The organism is Promicromonospora sp. AC04 (genome assembly GCF_003058225.1).
GTDB lineage: Bacteria > Actinomycetota > Actinomycetes > Actinomycetales > Cellulomonadaceae > Promicromonospora.
The window spans coordinates 226,961-247,438 of sequence record NZ_QBUG01000002.1; the positions used below are offsets into that span (position 1 = coordinate 226,961).

The following is a 20,478-nucleotide window of genomic DNA, read 5'->3' on the forward strand; positions in this document are numbered from 1 at the left end:
CCTCCTTGCTCACGTGCGCTCGTCGGGTGTGCTCAAGCTGACCGTCCAGGTCTCCCCCGAGGCCAGCGCGCGCTCCTGGCCGTCGACGGCGACGGTGATCGGCAGCTGCCGCGCCCGGGCCGTGCTGATCCGGACATGGTCGTGAGTGCAGCGCACCGTGACCCCCCAGTGGTCCCGGTAGCGGAGGCGAAGCTCCAGGGCATCGAGCTCGTCGGGCAGCCGGGGTTCCAGCCGGAGCACCCCGGCGGTGAGGTCCAGCCCGGTGTAGCACCGCTGGACCAGGTCGACGGCCCCGGCCATCGCGCCGAGGTGCACTCCTTCGGCAGTCGTTCCACCCTGGACGTCGGCGATGTCGCTGTCGAGCGCTTCGCGGAAGAACCGCCACGAGGCGCCGCGGTCGCGGCTCGCGAGCACCCAGGCGTGCACGACCGCGCTCAGGGTCGATCCGTGGCTGGTGCGGGCCAGGTAGTAGTCCACGGTGCGATCCAGGGCGGCACGGTCGAAGCCGTAGCCGAGCGATGCAATCGTCTCGAGCATGCCGTTCTCACCGAGGAGGTACACCAGCATCAGCACGTCCGCCTGCTTGGACGCCTGGTAGCGGTCCACCGAGTCGTCCTCCGCCTCGAGGATCCGGTCGAGGCGGCGGATATTTCCGTAGCGTGACCGGTAGGTCGGCCAGTCCAGGTCCGCGAGCCGGTCGTAGCCCTCGAACTGGCTGATCACGCCGTCGCCGTGGAACACGACCCGCATCCGCCGGCTGACGTGGTCGAACAGCTCCGTCTCGTGCGCCTCGAGCTGGAGCTGCGAGCGCAGGACGCTCCGTTCCGGAGCGGGCAGCACGTCGAGGGCGTCCAGGGCGTACCGCAGCACGCAGGTGATCATGACGTTCGTGTACGCGTTGTTGTCGATCCCCGGGCGGTCGGCGCCCGGGTAGCGGTCGTGATACTCGTCGGGCCCGACCACACCGCGGATGTCGTACCGGTCCGCCGCGGCGTCGTACGTCACGAGGCTGCACCAGAACCGGGCGATCTCCACGAGCATCTCGATGCCGTGGCCGTGCATGAACGCGAGGTCGCCGGTGGCCTGGTAGTACTGCCAGACGTTGTGCGCGACCGCGATCCCCACGTGCCGCTGGAGGTCCGAGTGATCCTCGAGCCACCGGCCCGAGGCCGGGTTGAGATGCGTCCGCGGCGTCTCGTCCCGGCCGTCGCTCCCGCTCTGCCAGGGATACATGGCACCCCGGTAACCGGCGTCGGACGCCGCCCGGCGCGCCTGCGGCAGGCGCCGCCACCGGTACATCAGCAGCGAGCGGGCGAGCCGGGGCAGGCGCAGCAGCAGGAACGGGAACACGAACAACTCGTCCCAGAACACATGCCCCCGGTAGGCCTCCCCGTGCAGCCCGCGCGCCGGCATACCGACGTCGAGCTGCTCCGTGTGCTCGGACAGGACCTGCAGCAGATGGAACACGTACAGGTCCAGCGCCCGCTGCGGTTCCCCGGGAACGACCACGCGGCACGACCGCCACAGCTGCTCCCACGCGCGGACGTGGTCCGCCAGGAGCTCCTTGAAGGGCGGGATACGAGCCGCATGCGCACGCGCTGCGTCTAGGGGCTCGGAGATCGCACGATCCTGCGACGTGTACATCGCGACGCGTTTCTCGATCGTCAGGGGTACACCCTCGACCAGGTCCGGCCACATCCGCAGCGCTGACTCCCCGGCGGAGTGCTCGAAGACTGTGGTCACCGGCCCCGGCGGGTCCACGACCACCACCATCGCCGCCTGCGCGATCCGGATCTGCGACGTGGCGGTGCGAACCTGCAGCCAGGCGACCTGCTCTTCCTTGTCATATCCCTCGGTGACGGGAACCAGGTGCCGCCCGTCGAGATCGCGGTACCGCGCCACGCCTGCGTTGGTCACCCGGCCGTCGAGGCTCGCGCGGACCTCCAGCCGGCCCGACCAGTTCTCCGCGACGAACGTCGTCTCCAGTGCGGACACGTGCGGGTCGTGCATCGACACCAACCGCCGCTGGGTGACGGCGACCACCCGGCCGATCGGGTCGCGGAACCGGGTACGCCGCGTCAGCACCCCTCGCCGCGTGTCGAGGTCCTGCCGGTGCTCCAGGACGCGCCCCCCGGTGAGGGTCAGCCACGCCTGCCCCGGCGTACGGAACGTGAGCGGCAGCCAGTTCGGGCCGTTGACCAGATCCTCGTTCTCGACCTCGTGGCCGGCCACCGTGGACGTCAGCCGGTCGTAGCAGCCGGCGAAGTAGGTGCCCGGGTAGTGCACGCCGTCGGCCTGCGACTCCGGCGCGGCGCCACGGGTCGCGACGTAGCCGTTGCCCAGGGTGCACAACGCCTCCCTCAGGCCTTCGGACTCCGGGTCGAAGCCCTCATACGACAGGGTGACGTGTTCCATCATGGCTCCCGATCACGGTCAGGTCGGCCAGGTCGCGGACCACGACATGCGCCCCCCTGCCCATCATGTCCTGCCGGATCCGACCGTGCCGGTCCACACCGATCACCGTCCCGAAGCCGCCCCTGTGGCCGGCCTCGATGCCGACCAGGGCGTCCTCGATCAACGCGCATCGACCGGGCGGCACTCCGAGGCGCTGCGCGGCCTCCAGGAACAGCGCGGGGTCGGGCTTGCCAGCGAGCCCGAGCCGCTGTGAGTCGAGACCGTCCACGCGTGCGTCCACGAGGTCGTCCACGCCGGCGGCGCGCAGCACCGGCCCGCAGTTGCGGCTCGCCGACACCGCAGCGATGCCGGTCCGGTGACGTCTCAGCTCGTGCAGCAGGGCGACGGTGGACGGGAACGCCTGCACCCCGTGCGCGCGGACTTCGTCGAGGAAGTACCGGGTCTTCCGATCGAGCAAGGACTCAAGGGCCTCGGTACCGTTGCGGCCCTGTCGCGGAAGCACGATCCCGCGCGAGTCGAGAAAGGCACGGGCGCCGTCCTCTCGTGACCGGCCGTCGACGAACCGCACGTAGTCGGCTTCGACGTCGAACGGCGGCAGCCTGACGCTGTCGCGACGACCCTGCTCCCGCAGGAGCTCGTCGAACGCACGCTTCCAGGCGGCCGCGTGGGTGCGGGCGGTGTCCGTGATGACGCCATCCGTGTCGAGCACCACGGCATCGATGGCGCCAAGGTCGAGCGTGGCACGGCCCGTCGGCATGCCGTCTTCTCCTTCCGCCACGGTCAGGAGATTCTTCTGCTGGGCCGTCTCGCCGCGACCTCGGCACCCAGGGCCCTGCCCCATTCGCGTGCGCGGTCGAGCTCGCCCGCGACGAGGGGGCCGGTGACGTCGGTGACCCGGAAGCTGACGGGAGCGGCGACGAGGGGGTATCCCAACCGGTCCAGCCGACGGCTCGCCGCACGCGCTGCCGAGCCCGTGACGCGCGACCTCGCCCGGGTGTCGAACGTCGTTGCCTCCGCCTCGGTCATCACACCCGGAAGGCCTTCGAGCCACTCCCGGATACCGCGGTCGCGTGAGATGACGTCCGACGCCCGCTGGGCGGCGTCACGCCGGGTCGACGGCCGGGACATGCTGAAGGCATGCGTCGGCCCGCCGACCACCAGCAGTGTGACGTCGGCGGGCACGGTATCGGGCGCCTGGCCCACCTCGACGGCGTCGGCATGCATCGACACCTCGATCCCCTCCCCGATCGCCCGCGCGATCGCCTCGGTATTGCCGAACATGGACTCGTAGACCACAAGTGCACGCATCGCGGTTACCTCCCTTGGCTGTCGGGTCCCACGTTCCTCGCCGGACCTGCCGGACGTCAGGGCCGTCCGGCCCGGTCCCGCGGGACGTTTGGCCCCTGTCCCGGGCGCACCTCGCCACCAGGACCGGGGACTGCTGGCCGCGGTAGGCGGCCGAGGGCAGCCAAGACGAGCGTCCGCGGCTCCCGCGGCGGTCACATCCCGAAGACGATGCGGGCTGGTACCCGCCCGGCCAGGACATCGGCGATGGACTCATTGACCTCGGCGAGCTTGCGCTCGACGGCGACGACCTCGGTGCGGCCCGCCGCGTGGAGGGCGAAGACGTCGGCAAGGTCGTTACGGGTGCCGACGATGGACCCGATCACCGAGATGCCCTTGAGCACCGTGTCGAAGATCGGCAGCTGGATCGTGCCGTCGGCGGGCAGCGCGACGCAGACCAGCCGGCCGCCGCGCCGCAGCGAGCGAAATGCTTGGTCGAACGAGGCCGACGACGCGGCGAGCGCCACGGCGACGTCCGCGCCACCGAGCCGCTGGATGGCCTCGGCCGGGTCCTCGCGGGAGGCGTTGACGACGTGGTCGGCGCCGAGCCGGGTGGCCAGCTCGAGCTTGTGGTCCTCGACGTCGACGGCGATGACGAACGCGCCGGCGATCCGGGCGTACTGCAGCGCGAGGTGGCCGAGCCCACCGATGCCGAACACCGCCACGGTCTCCGCGGGCGCCACGCGCGCGACCTTGATGGCCTTGTAGGTGGTGACACCCGCGCAGCTCAGGGGCGCGGCGTCGAGCGAGGTCACTCCGTCGGGGACCGGTACGGCGAACCCTGCCCGCACGACGGCGTACTCGGCGAACGCTCCGTTGACGGAGTAGCCGGAGTTCTGCTGCTTCTCGCACAGGGTCTCCCAGCCGGCAATGCAGTAGCGGCACTCGCCGCACGCGCTGCCGAGCCAGGCGATGGCGACGCGGTCGCCGACGGCGCGGGCGGTGACCCCGTTGCCCAGCCTCTCGATGCGGCCGACGCCCTCGTGCCCGGGGATGAACGGCGGAGTGGGCTTGACCGGCCAGTCACCGTGAGCTGCGTGGATGTCGGTGTGGCACAGCCCGCTGGTCTCGATCCGGACCAGTACCTCACCGGGCCCGGGCTCGGGCACGGGCACGTCCTTGACCTGCAGCGGGGCGGCGAAGTCGGTGACGACTGCGGCTCTCATGACAGCTCCCTTCGGAAGGTGATGCTCGGGTAGCCATCCGCGAGAAGCGGTGACCGTCTTAACATCATTCCTCTGGCTGTCGCGATGCATGGGCCGAAGGTCCCAGATGCCGGCGGTAAACGTCCCGCGGCGCATCACTCGGCCAGATCCTTCCCAGCGGATCTGACAGCGGCCAAAGGTCCCGTCGATCCGTGACCCTCGCCCCTGCCGCCCGCCGGCCGCTAGCGGCAGTCTCGAAGGAAACGACACGAGAGAGGACAGCTCGTCATGAGCATCACGCAGACCCGCCTTCCGTCCGTCGTCGTCGCCGTCGACGGAAGCGGACGTGGTACTGGAGCGCTTCGGTTCGCCATCGATGAGGCCCGCGCCCGGGGAACCGGGGTGCGGATGTTCCATGTCCTGGACGACGATGGGGGCACCGGTCACGAGATCATGGACACGGAGATGACGGAGGCATGCGTCGCCGCGCCGGACGTCGAGTTCGACTGGAAGTTCGGCCGGGGCCCGCGAGCGGACGAGCTCGTCCAGTCGACCGTCGCCGGCGACCTCCTCGTACTCGGCCGCTCGTCGCCGCGGATCGCCGGGCGCCCCGCCGTCGGAACCGTGACCACCGAGGTGGCCGCACGTACACCGGCGTCCATCGTGGTCGTGCCCGCCGACTGGCGTTCCACGAGCCACGGCCGCATCGTCGTCGGGGTCAAGTCGTGCGCGAACGCCGGGGAGCTGCTGGCAAGCGCGTTCGCCGCGGCATCCACACGGCACGCCGCCCTGCGGGTGGTGCACGTGTGCGACGCGCCGGAACCCGCCGGCCCGGTCCGGGCGGACGCGCACCCCGGCGACCTGCGCACGTCCGAGGGCCGGATGCTGGAGGTACTCGTGCGCGACTGGGCTGCCGTCTTCCCGGACGTCGCTGTGGAGACGTCGTTCGTGCACGGGCCGCCGGCGCGTGCCCTGGTCGACGCCGCGGCCGACGCCGATGTCCTGCTGACAGCCCGGCACCACCGGGACCTCCGGCACCTGGTCCGCCTCGGTCCCGTACCGCGGGCGGTCCTCGGTTCCTCGGACACTCCCGTCGAGGTGGTCCCCTTGACCGGGGTGCTGATGCCGGCGCCGCTCGTGGTCGAACGTTCCGGGACCATCCTCAAGAACTGACGGCACCTGATGGCAGTCCTCACGCGGCGTATGCGGGCCGCCGCACTATGGTTTCAGCAACTGCTAAAGTCATTCGGTGGACACGCAGCCCCTCTACGCGATCAAGGCGGAGCTCTTCAAGAGCCTGGCTCATCCGGTGCGCATCCAGGTGCTCGAGGTGCTCGCCGCCGACCTGGAGCTGACCGCGCCGGTATCGCGGCTGCTTGACGTGACCGGTACCGAACCGTCTGCGCTCTCCCAGCACCTCGCCGTCCTCAAGCGTGCGGGCGTCGTCGAGTCCACCCGCTCGGGCAACGCCGTGCAGTACCGGCTCACCGAACCGCTCGTCGCGGAGCTGCTCGTGGTCGCGCGCGCGTTCCTGTTGCGGCGCCTGGCCGGCTTCGCCGCCGACGACGGCCGACTCGCCGCCGCACGCCGCCTGCCCGCCCTGCCCGGGGCGAGCGCCCGGGCAGTCCTGGAGGTGGCCCTCACCGAGACAGCACCGATCGAAACGGGCTCGATCGAGACGGCTCCGACCGAGACGGCCCCGACCGAGACGGCCCCGACCGAGACGGCGGAGCGATGACCGTCCGCGATGCGCTCGCCCGGCTCGATGTGCGTGACCTGCTCCCCCGGCGGGACGACTACGACCTTCGACCGCGAACAATCGGGGCCGACCTGCTCGCCGGGCTGACCGTAGGCATCGTCGCGCTGCCGCTCGCGCTCGCGTTCGGCGTCAGCTCCGGCGTCGGCCCGGCCGCCGGCCTGGTGACCGCGGTCGTCGCTGGGGTCGTCGCGGCGGTGTTCGGCGGCTCCCGGTTCCAGGTCTCCGGGCCGACCGGCGCCATGGCCGTCATCCTCGCGCCGATCGTCGCCGAGCACGGAATTGCCTCGGTCGCCCTGGTCACCCTGCTCGGCGGGCTGATCGTCCTGTTGGCCGGGGTGCTACGGCTGGGTCGGGCGGTCACGTTCATCCCGTGGCCGGTGGTCGAGGGATTCACCCTCGGGATCGCCGCGATCATCTTCCTGCAGCAGGTCCCCGCCGCCGTCGGGCAGGAAGCGGCCGCCGGTGGCAACACCCTGCTGACCGCGGTACGCGCCATCACCGACGCGGCCGGTGCCCTCGACACCCTTGCCCTGGATGCGGCCTCACTCTGGTCGCTCGCCATCGTGACGCTGGTCGCCGCGCTCATGCTCGTACTGCCCCACCTGCACGCCGCGATCCCCGCCTCCCTGGTTGCCGTCGTGGCCGCCACCGTGCTCACTCAGGCCACCGGCGCATCGGTCACCACCATAGGGACCCTGCCCGACGCCCTCCCCGTCCCGGTCCTGCCCGGTCTCAGCGCGACGGCGGTGGGAGACCTGCTCGGCGCTGCCGTGGCGATCGCGGCGCTGGCCGCCATCGAGTCCCTGCTGTCCGCGCGAGTCGCCGCTTCCATAGCGCCCGGCGGCTCGGTCTACCAACCGGACCGAGAGCTCGTCGGGCAGGGCCTCGCCTCCGTCGCGTCCGGCCTGTTCGGCGGCATGCCCGCCACCGGCGCCATCGCGCGCACCGCGGTCAACGTGCGCTCCGGAGCCCGCACACGCCTGGCCGCCGTCGTGCACGCACTGGTGATCCTCGCCGTGATCTACCTCGCCACCGGACCCGTCGGCCGCATCCCGCTGGCCGCACTGGCAGGTGTCCTCATGGTCACCTCGTTCCGCATGATCGGCGCCGGAACCATCCGCGCCGTGCTGCGCTCCACCCGGTCCGACGCCGCGACCTTCGTCGTCACGGCTGTCATCACCGTCGCGTTCGACCTGATCGAGGCAGTCCAGATCGGGCTCGTCGTGGCGGCATTCTTCGCTTTGCGGCGCCTGGCCCGCGCCTCGTCCGTGCACCGCGAGCCGCTGCCCGGCCTCGCCCACGAGGGCGACGAACGGATCGCACTCTTCCGGCTCGACGGCGCGATGTTCTTCGGGGCGTCCGACCGGATCCTCGGCGAGGTCACCGACACCTCGGTACGCGAGAACGTCCTGGTCGTCATCCTGCGCCTGTCCCAGCTCGGCATGGTCGACGCCACCGGAGCACGAGCCCTCGCCGAGCTCGTCACCGCACTCGAACAGCGAGGCATCACCGTCCTCGCCAAAGGCGTACAGCCCCAGCACCTCAGGCTCATGACCACCGTCGGCATGCTGGACGAGCTACGCCACGAGAGCCACCTGTTCAACACGCTGGACGACGCCGTCACCCACGCCCGATCCCACGTTCACCGCGCCGCACAGGGCACCGACATCGCACAGCTCGACGGACGACGCTGACGACGTGCCAGACCTCGCCTTCGCCGCCCGTGAGTACCTGGCACGGCACGGCATCACCGCCCAGCAGGTCGCCGACCGCATGGGCCGGTCGATCGACTATGTCCTGGACCAGCTCACCGACGAGAGACCCCTCGGGGTGGACATCGTTCTGGCCCTGGCTGCCCTGACGACCGACTCACCCGAGCGGGTCTCCGCGGAGCTCGCCAGCATCGCCGCCACGGTGGCCGACCCGCCAGAAGTCGACAGCCAGGCCATGCGCCGCGCGCTCGCACAGGAGATCGGCGCGCAGCGTGCGGCACGGAACATGACCCACAAGCAGCTGGCCGACCTCACCGGCGAGCCCACGGACGCGATCGCAAGATACGAAACCGGTGACCTCGACGTCCCACCAGGCACCCTGCGACGGATCGCCGCCGCATTGGACACCTACCCCTCACGGATCTTGCTCGCCGCCGAGCACCGCACACGGCACAACCCGAAAGCCTGAACCTGGCCGCAGCCAGTCCGTTCACCGGTCTGACGCCACCAGACACGCACCCGCCGCGACCTGGCCCGGATCGCGCCTGACACCCCGATCGTGTTCCTCGAAGGGGGAGTTCTGTTCCCGATTTTCGCGACGCCAACCGGGCCGGTCACGCCTGCCACGTTCCGGGCATGGTCGTAGGTTCGTCATGCGCGCGGGAGGGGCTCGAGTGCCCCGCCATCCCAGCGAGCACCCCACCCAGGTCACTCGACCAGCCCGATCCGAAGATGCCGGCAGCAGAGGCCGGCTGGTCATACGTGGCGTAGGACCTCCCGATCGAGAGGTCGGCGATTGCGACGTCGTCGGCATCCGTCGCGAACTCGCCGGTCCACAATGCGACCTCGCCGGGTCCGGCCTCTGCCGTGTTGGGATCAGCCAGAGATCACCAGGCTTGAGATGCGGTCGCCGTCGAGCACGAAGGTCATGGGGCCGGTGCCGTTGTAGCCGTTGCCCGAGACGGCCAGAGTCACGATCCAGGTGCTTGGTGCGGAGCCGGAGCGGACGTTGACGAGATCGAAGTGTGCCTGCACGCCGATGTTGTCGGTGCTGTTCCAACGCGCGATGCCGTCACGCCCGTGGAAGACGCGCCCCCAGTCCTCGAGCGTGGCGTCGGGTGCGAAGGCTTCGAGAAACGCTGCGGGGTCCGCGGCGTTCGTGGAACTGATGAACTGCTCGATCGGGGCGGGGAGAGTGTGGTTCGACACTGTGTTCCTTTCGTGGGCTGCCAGGGCGTCTGCCCCGGGCTGAGCGGCCTGGTCGCCGTGGAGCGCGACTACGCCTGTGGCTCGTGCTGCTGCGATGAGTGGGGCGAGCCGAGCAATCGTGAGCTGAACGCCGCGGCGTTCGCCGCCGGCGCGCTCCACGACGCGGTCGAGGTACGCCAGTCGTTGCCGCACCCTGCGCATGTCGCGCCGGTTCGGTGTCGTGCCCGTGTCGAACAGGGTGGCGGACTGGCGTACGTCGTCCGCTGCGGACCTCACGATCCGTTCGATGAGTCCCGGCCACACCGCTCGCGCGACGACCACGGCCGCCACCGCGCCGATGATGGTCTGCCCGATCCAGGCAAGCGCGAGTGCGCCGATACCGGAAGCGGGCTCGGCGCTGTCGCTCAAGAGGAACGCGTAGGCGGTGATGACCACGACGGCGACCGCGTAGTTGCGGGCGACGACCAGCACGACAAGGCCCTGCAGCATGCCGAGTGCGATGCCGACCAGCGTGGTCGGCACGTCGAACGAGAGCACGACCGCGGCCAGGAGGATTCCGGCGACCGCACCGCCGACGCGTTGCAGGGCGCGTCGGTCGGTGACCGCCGCATAGCTGCCTTGGCCCAGCACACCCGCGGCAGCCACCATCGCCCAATAGGGGTGGGCCAGCCCGCTGGCTGTGGCAAGGAGGCCCGCGACGAGTACGCCCGCCGAGGTTCGGGTGGCCAGGAGCAGCGCGGCGGGGGTCGGCGGCCACCACGGAGGGTCGGCCGGTGTTGCCGAGCGTGCGGTGCGGGCGCGCCAGACCGCGAGGGCTGTGACGAGCAGGCTGCTCAGCACACCGGTGGCGAGGACGAGGAGCCCGTGGCCGATGGCATTGCTCGGCGGGAGGCCGGTGCCGGCTGCGCAGGCCAGGACGATGAGCTGGGGTCCGGGAGCGCCGAACTGGCTGACTTCGAAGAAGAGCGTGACGGTCGCGGCGAAGGCAGCGACCACGATGATGGAGATCCAGGAGTGTCCGGCGCTTGCCGCGCCGAGTGTGACTCCGAGTGCCAGGAGTGCCGCGGCGGACGCCGAGGCGGCGAGCGTTCCCAGCGCTCGCCGCCCGGCGCCGTACATGGCGGCGAACGCCCCGAGGCTTGCGGTCAGTCCCGAGCCGATGTCGCCGACGAGCGTCGCGACGATCACGGGTGTCGCTGTGCACACGACCGCGACGATCGCGACCGGATAGTCGGCCGGGTCGGGACGCAGGCTTGTCAGGCGCCCGGGGTGTACGCCGTGCATGTCAGCTGCGGTCCGCGATCGTGACCCAGCGGGTCTCGGTGAAGAAGTCGGCTCCCCACTGGGAGCCGAAGTGGCCGTAGCCGGAGTCCTTGACGCCGCCGACCGGGGCTTGTGGCTCGTCGGACACGGAGTGGTTGTTGATGTGCACCGCTCCGTGTCGTAGCCGTCTGGCGATCGCCAGTCCCCGGGTGGCGTTCTCGGTGTACACGGCCGAGCTCAGGCCGTAGTCGGTGTCGTTGGCCAGGGTGAGTGCGGCCTCGTCGTCAGGCACGGTGAAGATCGTGGCGACGGGGCCGAACACCTCCTCCCCGTAGATCCGCATCTCGGGCGTGATGCCGGTGAGGACGGTGGCGGGGTAGAACGCTCCGTCGGGCGTGCCGCCGCCGACGAGGACGCGTGCGCCCTTCGCGACGGCGTCGGCGACAAGGCCTGCGACGCGCTCGGCGGCGCGGGCGTTGATGAGCGGCCCGACGGTGGTGGTGGGTGAGTCCGGGTCGCCCTGTCCGAGTGCTCGCACCTGCTCGACGAAGCGCGTGGTGAAGTCGTCGGCGATGTCCTGGTGGACGATGACGCGGTCCACGCACATGCAGATCTGGCCGGAGTTCATGAACTTCGCCGTGGTCACGCCGTTGGCGGCGTGGTCGAGGTCGGCGTCGGCCAGGACGAGGATCGGATTCTTGCCGCCGAGCTCCAGGATCGCGGGCTTGAGGTGTTGGCCGGCTGCCGCTCCGACGATGCGTCCCACGTTGGTGGATCCGGTGAAGTTGACGCGGCGGATCCTTGGGTCGGCAACCAGGGCCTGCACCACGCCGGGTGCGTCGGCGCGGTCATTGGTCACGGTGTTGACCACGCCGTCGGGCAGTCCGGCGTCGGCGAGCACCTGGGCGAGGAAGAGCCCGGAGGTGACGGGGGCGTCCTCGCTCGGCCGGATGACGACGGGGTTTCCGGTGGCGAGGGCTACGGCGACGGCTCGGGCGCACAGGATGAGTGGCCCGTTCCAGGGGACGAAGGCCGCGACCGGTCCGGCGGGCTCGCGTACAGCGAGGGACCACTGGCCAGGGACGTCCGTCGCCAGGAGCGAACCGGTGGGTGCCGTGGCCATGGTCGCGGCCTGGCGGATCAGCTCGGCCGACATCGAGACGTTGAACGCGGCCCAGGAACGTGTCCCGGCGGTCTCCGCGAGCATCGCTGTCGTGAACTCCTCGAGCCGGGATTCGAGGAGATCCGCGGCGTGGTTGAGCAGGGCGCGGCGAGCAGAGGGCGCCGTGGCTGCCCACCCGGCGAACGCCGCGTCGGCGGCGTCGACCGCGCGTGTGACGTCGCCGACGTCACAGGCCGGGACACGGAGGTAGGTCTGCCCTGTACGTGGGTCGAGGTCGTCGGTCGTCCGGCCGGAGACGGCGGGGACTTCCCGTCCGCCGACGAGGTTGCCGTGGAACTGTGGCGGGGTCTCGGTGATGGTCATGGGTGCTCCTTGGGATCAGGCCTGGGCGGGGACGGGAGCGCTGGGGTGGAGCACGTCGGCCAGGCCGATGCGGGTCAGGAACTCGGTGCGGATGCGGTCGGCGACCGCGCTGACGACCGCGGCGCCGTCGTCGGCCGGGTCGATGTGGACCCGGAAGGGACGCTTGCCGTGGGTGGTGCCGACCACGTCGACGATTGCGGTGGCGACGTCCGCGACGTCGGCGTCCGGCGGTGCGAGTTCGGCCAGACGGAGGCTGACCTGTTCCATCAGGTTCGGGTAGTGGGCGTCGTAGGCGGCGACGGTGGCGGAGTCGGCGGGGCGGCCGCTGTTCGCGAAGTGGTTGGTGCCGTGGGTGAACGAGCCGGGAACCACGATGGTGCTCTCGATGCCGAACCGCGCCACCTCGGCCGCGTAGCTGACCGCGAGGGAGTCCATCGCGGCCTTGGCCGCGAAGTACGGTGCGAGGTAGGGCGGGGTGCCGCCGCGCGTGCTGGTGCTGCCGACCCACAGGAGCAGCCCTTCGCCCTGGGCGCGCAGGATCGGGAGCGCGGCGCGGTTGAGGCGCTGGGTGCCCAGAACGTTGGTGTCGTACACGGCGGCGATCTCGTCGGTGCTGAACGCCTCGGTCGGTCCGGTGACCATGTGCCCGGCGTTGTGCACCACGACGTCCAGGCGGTCTGCCTCGGCCAGGACGGTGGCGATCGCGGCGTCGCACGACTCCTGCGAGGAGATGTCGAGCTCGACGGCGCGCAGGTCGACGGAGTTGTCGGCCGAGTACTGACGAGCCGCCTCGACCTGTGCGGCGTTGCGCCCGGACGCGCCACGCATGCCGGCGTAGACGACGTGCCCTGCGTCGGCCAGGGCGCGGGCGGAGAGCGCCCCGAACCCGCTGGACGCGCCGCTGATGATGATGACCTTGCTCATGATGTGCTCCTGGGTGAGTTGATCAGAGGTGTTGGTTGGGGTGACAGGACTGCCCGAAATCAGACGATGCCGCCGTTGACTCGGATGACCTGGCCGTTGATCCAGCGGGCGGGTCCGGCGAGGAACGCCACGACCTCGGCGATGTCGGCCGGGACACCGAGGCGCTCCAGGGGCGGCTGGGCGGCCATGCGCGCGATGGTCGCCTCGTCCTTGCCGTCCAGGAACAGTGCCGTGGCCGTCGGCCCGGGCGAGACCGCGTTGACCGTGATGTCCCGGCCGCGCAGCTCCCGGGCGAGGATCAGGGTGATGGCCTCGACCGCGCCCTTGGTCGCGGCGTAGCCGGCGTAGGTCGGCAGCGACAGGTTGACCACGGAGCTGGCGAAGTTGATGATCGCGCCGCCCGGTCGGATCCGGCGAGCGGCCTGCTGGTCGACCACGAACGTGCCGCGCACGTTGACGCGGTGCATGAGGTCGATGTCCTCGAGCGCGGCGTCGACGAACGGAGCGAGGCGCATGATGCCCGCGGCGTGCACCACGACATCGACGCCGCCGAAGGTCGTGTCAACCTGGTCGAACGCCGACTGGGTGGCGATCTCGTCGGCGACGTCAGCCTGGATCGAGATGGCGTGACCGCCCGTGGCGGTGATCCCCTCGACGACGGCGTCGGCCTCGGTCTTGTTGCCCGCGTAGACGATCGCGACGGCGAACCCGTCTGCGGCGAGCCGCTCCGCGCTCTCGCGGCCGATGCCCCGGGACCCGCCGGTGACGATCGCGACGCGCTGGGCGCCGGAGGGGGTGGTGCTGGTCATGGTGAGCTCCTTGATCGAACGGTTCGTGCTGACCGGTTCAATCTCGTGTGCGGCGTCCCGCTCAGGCATCGGCACCCGTTGCCTAAAAGGTTCGCCCGGGTACTAGGCACTGGACGCCTAACGAGCGGCGTTAACATGCCCTATGCAAGGCCGACCCGTGACAGCCCCGTTGATCGGCCGCGAACGTCAGGTCCGCGCTCTACAAGCCCTCCTCGACCAGGCGGCCGGGGGTGCGGGTGCGGCACTCGTGCTGCATGGTGACGCCGGGGTCGGCAAGAGTGCCCTCCTCGAGGCGGTGACCCTCCCGGGCTCACTCACCCTGCGAACTCGTGGCATCGAGTTCGAGGCCGAGTTCGCCTTCGCCGCGTTGCACCAGCTGTGCCGTCCGGTGCTCGGCCTGCTCGAGTCCCTGCCTGGCCCGCAGCGCGACGCCCTGGAGACCGCCTTCGGCCTGCGCCCTGAGACACAGGCCGATCTCTACCTCGTCAGCCTCGCGACGCTCAACCTGCTCACCTCGGCCGGCGAGGGACGGCCGGTGGTCTGCCTGGTCGACGACGCGCACTGGCTCGACGACGCCTCCGCGCGCGTCCTCGGGTTCGTGGGGCGCAGGCTCGCGGACGAGCCGGTCGTCCTTCTGCTCTCCACACGCGACCGCCCCGAGCCGGGGCCCCTCGACCCGATCCCGACCATGCCCGTCACGCCCCTGAGCGAGGCCGAGTCGCGCGCGCTCCTGCGCTCGCGTCGCACAGCACCTCTGGACCCGCGCGTCGAGCAACGGATCCTCGCGGAGGCACGAGGCAATCCCCTGGCGCTGCTGGAGCTCCCCCAGATGCGGCACGATCCGAGCGCCGTGCCGGCGTACCTCGTCCTGACGGCGCGGGACACGGTGCAGAAGTCCTTCTCCCAGCGCCTCGCCGCTCTCGACCGGGCGACGCGGCTACCGCTGCTCGTCGCCGCGGCCGAGCCACTCGGCGACCCCCAGCTCTTCTGGGCGGCGCTGCCCCGCCTCGACGTCGGACCGGCCGAAGTGGCCCGCGCCGAGGGCACGGGGATGCTCACGGTGGGGTCCCACGTGGTGCTGCGCCACCCCCTTGCCCGGGCCGCTGTGTACGAGGGAGCCACACCAGAAGACCGCCGCACGGTGCATCGTGTGCTCGCCGCCGTCACCGACGCCGAACGGGACCTGGACCGGCAGATCTGGCACCGGGCACAGGCCAGCCTCGGCCTGGACGACGACCTTGCCGCCGACCTCGAGGGTGCCGCCTCCCGGGCAGCCTCGCGAGGCGGTCTAGCCGCGGCCGGCACCTTCCTGAGACGGGCGGCCGCTCTCAGCACCGAGGACACCACCCGGGCCCGACGGCGCCTGGCTGCTGCGGACACGCTGCAACGCGCCGGGGACATCGAGGGCGCACACGTCATGCTCGACCGGGCCGAGAGCGGCCCACTGGACACGGCCCAGACAAACGAGGCACGACTGATCCGAGCACGGATCACCCTGTACACACGGCAGGGCAACAAGGCCCTGCGGATGCTCCTCGACGTCGCCGAGCGCCTGGACCCGGGGACCGCAACCGACGCCTACCTCGCAGCCTTTCTAGCAGCACTGTGGGGACGGCGTCTGGCCGGCGACGACCCCCTCCTCGAAGTCGCCCATGCAGCCGCCCGCCGTAGAGTCGAACCAGCTGACGACGACCCTCGTCACCTGATCATCGACGCGTACACCGCACAGGCCACGCGCCCACCCGCCGACGCGGAACGCGCCATGCGACACACGGTCGAGGAACTTGTCGCCGCACCCGTGCACGACGAACGCCTCGGCCAATGGTGGTGGATCGGAGCGATGATCGCCGAGGACCTCTGGGACGAGGCCTCCTGGCGAACCCTCGCCCGACGCCACGTCGACGTCGCACGCGAGACCGGCGCGGTGACCGTCCTCCCGAACGGGCTCAACCTCCTGGCACTCACGGACGTCCACACCGGTGACCTCCGCACCGCGGACGCCCGCATCGCCGAGGCCTATGCGATCTCCGAGGCGATCGGAGCCCCTGGAATCACCTACGTCGACTGCCTGCTGCACGCCTGGCGAGGCGACGAGACAGCCCTCCAGGCCATGATCGACACCGAGTATCCACGCGCCGTGGCGAACGGCGAGGGAGGCTCACTCACCAGCCTCGAACTCGCCCAGGGCATTCTCTACAACGGCCTCGGGAAGTGGGAACGTGCGCTCGCCGCGACGGCTCCCACTCAGGAGCGCGACGAGATCGGGTACTACGCCTTCAACCCCGTGGAGTACATCGAAGCAGCAGCCCGACTCGGCAGGAACGACCTCGCGGCCGCCCCGATGCAGCGCCTTCACGAACGAGTGGCCGCGCATCCGACACCCTGGGGCAGCGGCACCGAGAACCGACTCCTCGCGTTGCTCGCCGGGGAGCAAGAAACCGCCGAAACCTACCACCAGGAATCGATCGACTCTCTCAGCGGATCCGTCGCGCGGCTGGAACTCGCCCGATCGCACCTCGCCTATGGTGAATGGCTTCGCCGACACCGTCGGCCCCGGGAAGCGCGCGAGCACCTCGATTCGGCCCACGAGGTCTTCGCCGCGGCGGGTGCCATGGGATTCGCCGGCCACGCAGCACGCGAGCTACAGGCAGCCGGTGGGTCAGCCCGCCCCGCGACATCGAGCATGGTCAGCGCACTGAGCGGCCGAGAACTCCTGATCGCCACGCGCGTCGCCGAAGGTGCCACCTCGAACGAGGTCGCTGCCGCACTCTTCATCAGCCGACGAACCGTAGACGCACATCTGCGCACGATCTTCCGGAAGCTCGACATCACCTCGCGACGCGAGCTGCGGTCGTTCGACCTGACCTGAGCAGGGCAAAGAAGTACGTGCGAATAGCAGGGTCTCCAACCCACCCAGGAGGCTGCTCAAGGACCGAGCCACGTCGTGCGCGGTGCGATCGCGTGGTCGGCGGCCACAGGCTTGTGGTTCCACACAAACAACGACGCATCCGGCGGTGGCCACGCCACGTCAAACGTCACCGCAGGTCAACAGCCCGGTCCTCGGCTGCATTACTGGGCGCCTGCCGATGAAGCGCAGGGCTTTACCTACGTGAGTTGTCGATTCCTGCCCGTGTGGCGTCCGCGCCCCAGCTGGCCAGCAAACGCAGTCCCTCAGCCGATGGTGACTCCGGTTCGGCGTGGTAGGACAACAGCGTCTGGTCGGGGTCATCGGTGAGGAACGCTTCGAGGCGGAGGTCGAGCTCGCCGACGAGGGGGTGCCGCAAGCGCTGGGTGCCATGCGGTCTCTCCTGGACGTTGTGGGTGGCCCACAACTGCCGGAACTCCTCGTTCCTCACGGACAGCTCGCCTACCAGGGCGGCCAGCTGAGGGTCGTTCGGATGGGCGCCGGCGTACATGCGCAGCTGGCTGACGGTGTCGATCGCCTTCTGCTTCCAATCCACGAACAGGTCGCGGTACTCGGGCCGCAGGAACACCAGCCGCGCCCAGTTGCGCTCCTGCGCCGGCAGTTGCGCCAGGTCGCCGAACAGTGCCGCGGCGATCCGGTTCCAGGCGAGGATGTCCGAGCGTCGCCCCACGACCATCGCCGGGACGCCTTCCATGGCGTCCAGCAGCGTCCGCAGCGTGCCGCGTACCTGCTGCCTGCGAACGACCGGCTTCCTGTTCTTCGGCTTCGCCAGGTGCGTCAGGTGAGCGTGCTCATCGTCACTGAGCCTGAGCGCACGGGCGATGGAGTCGAGGATCTCCGTCGACACGTTTCGCCCGTCGCCCTGTTCGAGGCGGGTGTAGTACGCCACCGACACCCCGGCCAGCTGCGCCAGCTCCTCGCGTCGTAGCCCCGGTACCCGACGGCGCCGACCGAAGTCCGGCAGTCCCACGTCCTGCGGCTTCAGCCGGGCCCGCCGGGTACGCAGGAACTCGCTGAGCCCGGCCCGCGGGTGCGAGCCGCCCGCGCCGGGTCCGCGCACCGGTTCGGGGTGTTCGTCCATCACCTCAGTATCCATGGCCGGACACGCATCAGCATGATCCTGCCAGTAGTAGGACCAGCGGACGTACGCAAGACCGTGGCCTGGGTAAGTGCCGGGGCGCCCGGCACGCTGAGTAATCGTCGGACCGAGGGCGGCCGGAAACGGATCCTCGCTGCTCGGCCATCCGCCGGACCCAAGGAGGGTCGGATGAGGTGATCCTGCCTGGTGCCCGTACAGCTACACCAGTCCATGGAGTCACCGCTCCGCCCTCGCCTCAACCACACCTTTGGAGCGCTGCGCATGCGATACCAGTGCGATCATCGGGCCCCGCACGATGGAGCACCTCGACGACCTCCTCGCCGGCATCGACTTGACGCTCACCGACGAAGTCCTCGACCAGATCGACAAGATCGTTCCACCCGGCGCCGACATCGGCATGCCCGACCAGTCCGCCTACCTGCCCCCGGCCCTGCAGCACCCGGCCCTGCGCCGTCGGCCCGCTGGTGAGCGAGCCGCCGCCTGATCACATCCCGCGCTGTTCTCACGAGCGTCAACGTCAGACCACAGGTCGAACTGCCGCTCATCAGCCTTACGAAGACAAGTCATTCAACTCACCTTGGAGTTCTTTCATGTCACGACTAGCAAACAAGCGCGCCCTCATCACCGGTGGTACCAGCGGTATCGGGCTGGAAACCGCCAAGCAGTTCCTGGCCGAGGGCGCGCAGGTGATCGTCACCGGCGTCACCCCGGCGCACATCGAGAAGGCCCGCATCGAGCTCGGCAACGACGTTGCGGTGCTGCAGGTCGACGCGGTCGACCTGGCCGCGCAGCAGGAGCTCGCCCGGACGGTCCAGGACCGTTTCGGGTCCCTGGACATCGCGTTCCTCAACGCCGGCGTGTCCGACTGGCGGCCGTTCGAGACACATGACGAAGCCAGTTTCGACCGCCTGTTCACCATCAACGTCAAGAGCGTCTTCTTCCTGATGCAGTCGCTGGTCCCGGTGCTCGCCAACCCGTCCTCGGTGGTGCTGAACTCCAGCGCCAGCGCCCACAGCGCGGCCGCCACCGCGAATGCCTACGCCGCGACCAAGGGCGCCGTGTCCGCGTTGATGCGCTCGTGGAACGCCGACCTGCTGGGCTCGCACGGCGTGCGGGTCAACGCAGTCAGCCCCGGCCCGATCGCCACCCCGCTCTACGACAGCATCCCCGCCGAGTACCACCAGGTCGTCATGGACGGCATCCGCGCCGACATCCCACTCGGACGGCTCGGGGAAGCCGAGGAGATCGCCAAAGCGGTTGTCTACCTGGCCTCCGACGAGTCCCGGTTCACCGTGGGCGCCGACCTGGTGATCGACGGCGGGCTGACCGTCTTCTAGGCCACGACACCCGGACCGACCTCGAAAGAACAGCATCATGACTCGACTTCAGGGCAGGCGCGCCGTCATCACCGACGGCACCAGCGGCATCGGCCTGGAGACCACGCGCCGTACTGCGTACGACCTAGCACACCCGACCAACGAAAGAATCACGATGACGACCACGCACCACCAGCTGACCCCGGCTGATGCCGAGACCATGACGGCGACGCGGGCCTATCTCTCTACCATGCCGCGGATGGAGATCGCCCCCGAGTCGCGCGGCTTCTACGACGAGTTCATGGCGACGACGCCCGCTGCGGAGGGTGTCCGGTTCGAGCCCGGAACGGTCGCCGGCGTCGCGGGGTGGTGGTGCATCCCGGAGGACTCGCTCGTCGACGCGACGCTGGTCCACTTCCACGGCGGCGGCTACGTCATCGGCTCCGCGCTGGCCTTCCGCAACCTTGTCAGCCATCTCGCGCAACAGGTGGGGGCGTCCGCCTTCGTCCCCGAGTATGCGCTCGCCCCCGAGGCGCCGTTCCCTGCCGCGCTCGACCAGGCGGTGGCCATCATCCAGGCCTTGCACGACGACGGACGCACCCGTCTCGCAGTCTCCGGAGACTCGGCCGGCGGAGGGCTCGCCCTCGCGGCGGTGCAGGCGAGCGGTTCGGCTGCGCGCGCGCTCGTGCTCGTCTCGCCCTGGGCCGACCTGACGCTGACCGCCCCCAGCCTGATGGAGCGTGCCGACGCCGATCTGATCATCGCGCGCGACGCCCTGGACGCGGCCGCCACGTCCTACGCGGGACCACACGACCGCGGCGACGCGCGCCTCTCGCCCCGCTTCGGCTCGTTCGCCGAGGCGCCGCCGATCATGGTCCACGTCGGCACCGACGAAGCCTTGTTCGACGACGCGACGGCGATCGCCGAGGCGGACGGCGCGAAGGTCGAGCTCCACGTGTGGGAGGGCATGACTCACGTCTTCCCTGCCAACCTCGCCGCGCTCGAGGCCGGTCGCGAGGCGGTCGCGCTTTCGAGCGCGTTCATGATTGACCACCTCGGCGGCGAGTGACA

17 protein-coding genes are annotated in these 20,478 nt (G+C 70.3%); 8 read left to right on the top strand and 9 right to left on the bottom strand.

Annotated elements, in window-relative coordinates:
- Window positions 1–9 precede the first annotated feature (9 nt).
- From C8K30_RS06575 to adhP, 4 genes are all read right to left on the bottom strand, one after another.
- Window positions 10–2,415: a glycoside hydrolase family 65 protein gene (locus C8K30_RS06575; protein ID WP_108492100.1), complete on the bottom strand. Its 2,406-nt coding sequence runs from the start codon at window positions 2,413–2,415 to the stop codon at window positions 10–12.
- Window positions 2,390–3,172 carry an HAD family phosphatase gene (locus C8K30_RS06580; protein WP_108492101.1) on the bottom strand — a complete coding sequence of 261 codons (783 nt, stop codon included), beginning with the start codon at window positions 3,170–3,172 and terminating at the stop codon, window positions 2,390–2,392. Before C8K30_RS06580 ends, C8K30_RS06575 begins: the two co-directional genes overlap by 26 nt.
- A gap of 23 nt (window positions 3,173–3,195) precedes the next feature.
- Complete coding sequence (locus tag C8K30_RS06585; protein ID WP_108492102.1) at window positions 3,196–3,723, bottom strand: flavodoxin family protein; 528 nt, start codon at window positions 3,721–3,723, stop codon at window positions 3,196–3,198.
- Between the two features lie 191 nt (window positions 3,724–3,914).
- On the bottom strand, window positions 3,915–4,925 hold the full coding sequence (gene adhP, locus C8K30_RS06590) for an alcohol dehydrogenase AdhP (protein WP_108492103.1): 1,011 nt from the start codon (window positions 4,923–4,925) through the stop codon (window positions 3,915–3,917).
- Between the two features lie 267 nt (window positions 4,926–5,192).
- On the opposite strand from adhP, the gene C8K30_RS06595 reads away from it, so the two are divergent.
- From C8K30_RS06595 to C8K30_RS06610, 4 genes are all read left to right on the top strand, one after another.
- Entirely contained in the window at window positions 5,193–6,077 is an 885-nt protein-coding gene (locus tag C8K30_RS06595; protein ID WP_108492104.1) for a universal stress protein, read from the top strand.
- Between the two features lie 76 nt (window positions 6,078–6,153).
- The gene (locus tag C8K30_RS06600) at window positions 6,154–6,642 is read left to right on the top strand and encodes a helix-turn-helix transcriptional regulator (protein WP_108492105.1); all 489 of its coding nucleotides are present in this window, start codon (window positions 6,154–6,156) and stop codon (window positions 6,640–6,642) included.
- Window positions 6,639–8,357, top strand: coding sequence for a SulP family inorganic anion transporter (locus tag C8K30_RS06605; protein WP_108492106.1), 1,719 nt, complete (start codon window positions 6,639–6,641; stop codon window positions 8,355–8,357). The genes C8K30_RS06600 and C8K30_RS06605 overlap by 4 nt, the downstream gene beginning before the upstream one ends.
- A gap of 4 nt (window positions 8,358–8,361) precedes the next feature.
- Window positions 8,362–8,844, top strand: coding sequence for a helix-turn-helix domain-containing protein (locus tag C8K30_RS06610; RefSeq protein WP_108492107.1), 483 nt, complete (start codon window positions 8,362–8,364; stop codon window positions 8,842–8,844).
- A 407-nt stretch (window positions 8,845–9,251) separates the two neighbouring features.
- Here the strand turns inward: C8K30_RS06610 and C8K30_RS06620 are convergent, their stop codons facing one another.
- The 4 genes from C8K30_RS06620 to C8K30_RS06635 are packed head-to-tail and all read right to left on the bottom strand — an operon-like array spanning window position 9,252 to window position 14,066.
- Complete coding sequence (locus C8K30_RS06620) at window positions 9,252–10,868, bottom strand: FUSC family protein (RefSeq protein ID WP_108492109.1); 1,617 nt, start codon at window positions 10,866–10,868, stop codon at window positions 9,252–9,254.
- Window position 10,869: 1 nt separating this feature from the next.
- On the bottom strand, window positions 10,870–12,333 hold the full coding sequence (locus tag C8K30_RS06625) for an aldehyde dehydrogenase family protein (RefSeq protein ID WP_108492110.1): 1,464 nt from the start codon (window positions 12,331–12,333) through the stop codon (window positions 10,870–10,872).
- Window positions 12,334–12,348: 15 nt separating this feature from the next.
- Window positions 12,349–13,257, bottom strand: coding sequence for an SDR family oxidoreductase (locus C8K30_RS06630; RefSeq protein ID WP_108492111.1), 909 nt, complete (start codon window positions 13,255–13,257; stop codon window positions 12,349–12,351).
- A gap of 59 nt (window positions 13,258–13,316) precedes the next feature.
- The gene (locus C8K30_RS06635; RefSeq protein WP_108492559.1) at window positions 13,317–14,066 is read right to left on the bottom strand and encodes an SDR family oxidoreductase; all 750 of its coding nucleotides are present in this window, start codon (window positions 14,064–14,066) and stop codon (window positions 13,317–13,319) included.
- A 157-nt stretch (window positions 14,067–14,223) separates the two neighbouring features.
- Here C8K30_RS06635 and C8K30_RS06640 point away from each other — a divergent pair, with 157 nt between their 5' ends.
- A complete protein-coding gene (locus tag C8K30_RS06640) occupies window positions 14,224–16,935 on the top strand; it encodes an AAA family ATPase (protein WP_158280948.1) in 2,712 nt (903 codons plus the stop codon).
- Between the two features lie 232 nt (window positions 16,936–17,167).
- On the opposite strand, the gene C8K30_RS06645 is transcribed toward C8K30_RS06640, so the two are convergent.
- Complete coding sequence (locus C8K30_RS06645) at window positions 17,168–18,073, bottom strand: helix-turn-helix domain-containing protein (RefSeq protein WP_108492113.1); 906 nt, start codon at window positions 18,071–18,073, stop codon at window positions 17,168–17,170.
- Between the two features lie 313 nt (window positions 18,074–18,386).
- Here C8K30_RS06645 and C8K30_RS06650 point away from each other — a divergent pair, with 313 nt between their 5' ends.
- The 3 genes from C8K30_RS06650 (at window position 18,387) to C8K30_RS06660 (ending at window position 20,476) form a co-directional block, all read left to right on the top strand.
- The gene (locus C8K30_RS06650) at window positions 18,387–18,575 is read left to right on the top strand and encodes a hypothetical protein (protein ID WP_199230380.1); all 189 of its coding nucleotides are present in this window, start codon (window positions 18,387–18,389) and stop codon (window positions 18,573–18,575) included.
- A 106-nt stretch (window positions 18,576–18,681) separates the two neighbouring features.
- Window positions 18,682–19,428, top strand: coding sequence for an SDR family oxidoreductase (locus C8K30_RS06655; RefSeq protein ID WP_108492114.1), 747 nt, complete (start codon window positions 18,682–18,684; stop codon window positions 19,426–19,428).
- A 37-nt stretch (window positions 19,429–19,465) separates the two neighbouring features.
- Window positions 19,466–20,476: an alpha/beta hydrolase gene (locus tag C8K30_RS06660; RefSeq protein WP_108492115.1), complete on the top strand. Its 1,011-nt coding sequence runs from the start codon at window positions 19,466–19,468 to the stop codon at window positions 20,474–20,476.
- Window positions 20,477–20,478: the final 2 nt, after the last annotated feature.

What these genes read in the sequence shown, in the direction of transcription:
- C8K30_RS06575 (WP_108492100.1), bottom strand. Translation starts at nt 2,415, where the DNA reads ATGGAACACGTCACCCTGTCGTATGAGGGCTTCGACCCGGAGTCCGAA.
- C8K30_RS06580 (WP_108492101.1), bottom strand. Translation starts at nt 3,172, where the DNA reads ATGCCGACGGGCCGTGCCACGCTCGACCTTGGCGCCATCGATGCCGTG.
- C8K30_RS06585 (WP_108492102.1), bottom strand. Translation starts at nt 3,723, where the DNA reads ATGCGTGCACTTGTGGTCTACGAGTCCATGTTCGGCAATACCGAGGCG.
- adhP (WP_108492103.1), bottom strand. Translation starts at nt 4,925, where the DNA reads ATGAGAGCCGCAGTCGTCACCGACTTCGCCGCCCCGCTGCAGGTCAAG.
- C8K30_RS06595 (WP_108492104.1), top strand. Translation starts at nt 5,193, where the DNA reads ATGAGCATCACGCAGACCCGCCTTCCGTCCGTCGTCGTCGCCGTCGAC.
- C8K30_RS06605 (WP_108492106.1), top strand. Translation starts at nt 6,639, where the DNA reads ATGACCGTCCGCGATGCGCTCGCCCGGCTCGATGTGCGTGACCTGCTC.
- C8K30_RS06620 (WP_108492109.1), bottom strand. Translation starts at nt 10,868, where the DNA reads ATGCACGGCGTACACCCCGGGCGCCTGACAAGCCTGCGTCCCGACCCG.
- C8K30_RS06625 (WP_108492110.1), bottom strand. Translation starts at nt 12,333, where the DNA reads ATGACCATCACCGAGACCCCGCCACAGTTCCACGGCAACCTCGTCGGC.
- C8K30_RS06630 (WP_108492111.1), bottom strand. Translation starts at nt 13,257, where the DNA reads ATGAGCAAGGTCATCATCATCAGCGGCGCGTCCAGCGGGTTCGGGGCG.
- C8K30_RS06635 (WP_108492559.1), bottom strand. Translation starts at nt 14,066, where the DNA reads ATGACCAGCACCACCCCCTCCGGCGCCCAGCGCGTCGCGATCGTCACC.
- C8K30_RS06645 (WP_108492113.1), bottom strand. Translation starts at nt 18,073, where the DNA reads ATGGACGAACACCCCGAACCGGTGCGCGGACCCGGCGCGGGCGGCTCG.
- C8K30_RS06650 (WP_199230380.1), top strand. Translation starts at nt 18,387, where the DNA reads ATGGAGCACCTCGACGACCTCCTCGCCGGCATCGACTTGACGCTCACC.
- C8K30_RS06655 (WP_108492114.1), top strand. Translation starts at nt 18,682, where the DNA reads ATGTCACGACTAGCAAACAAGCGCGCCCTCATCACCGGTGGTACCAGC.
- C8K30_RS06660 (WP_108492115.1), top strand. Translation starts at nt 19,466, where the DNA reads ATGACTCGACTTCAGGGCAGGCGCGCCGTCATCACCGACGGCACCAGC.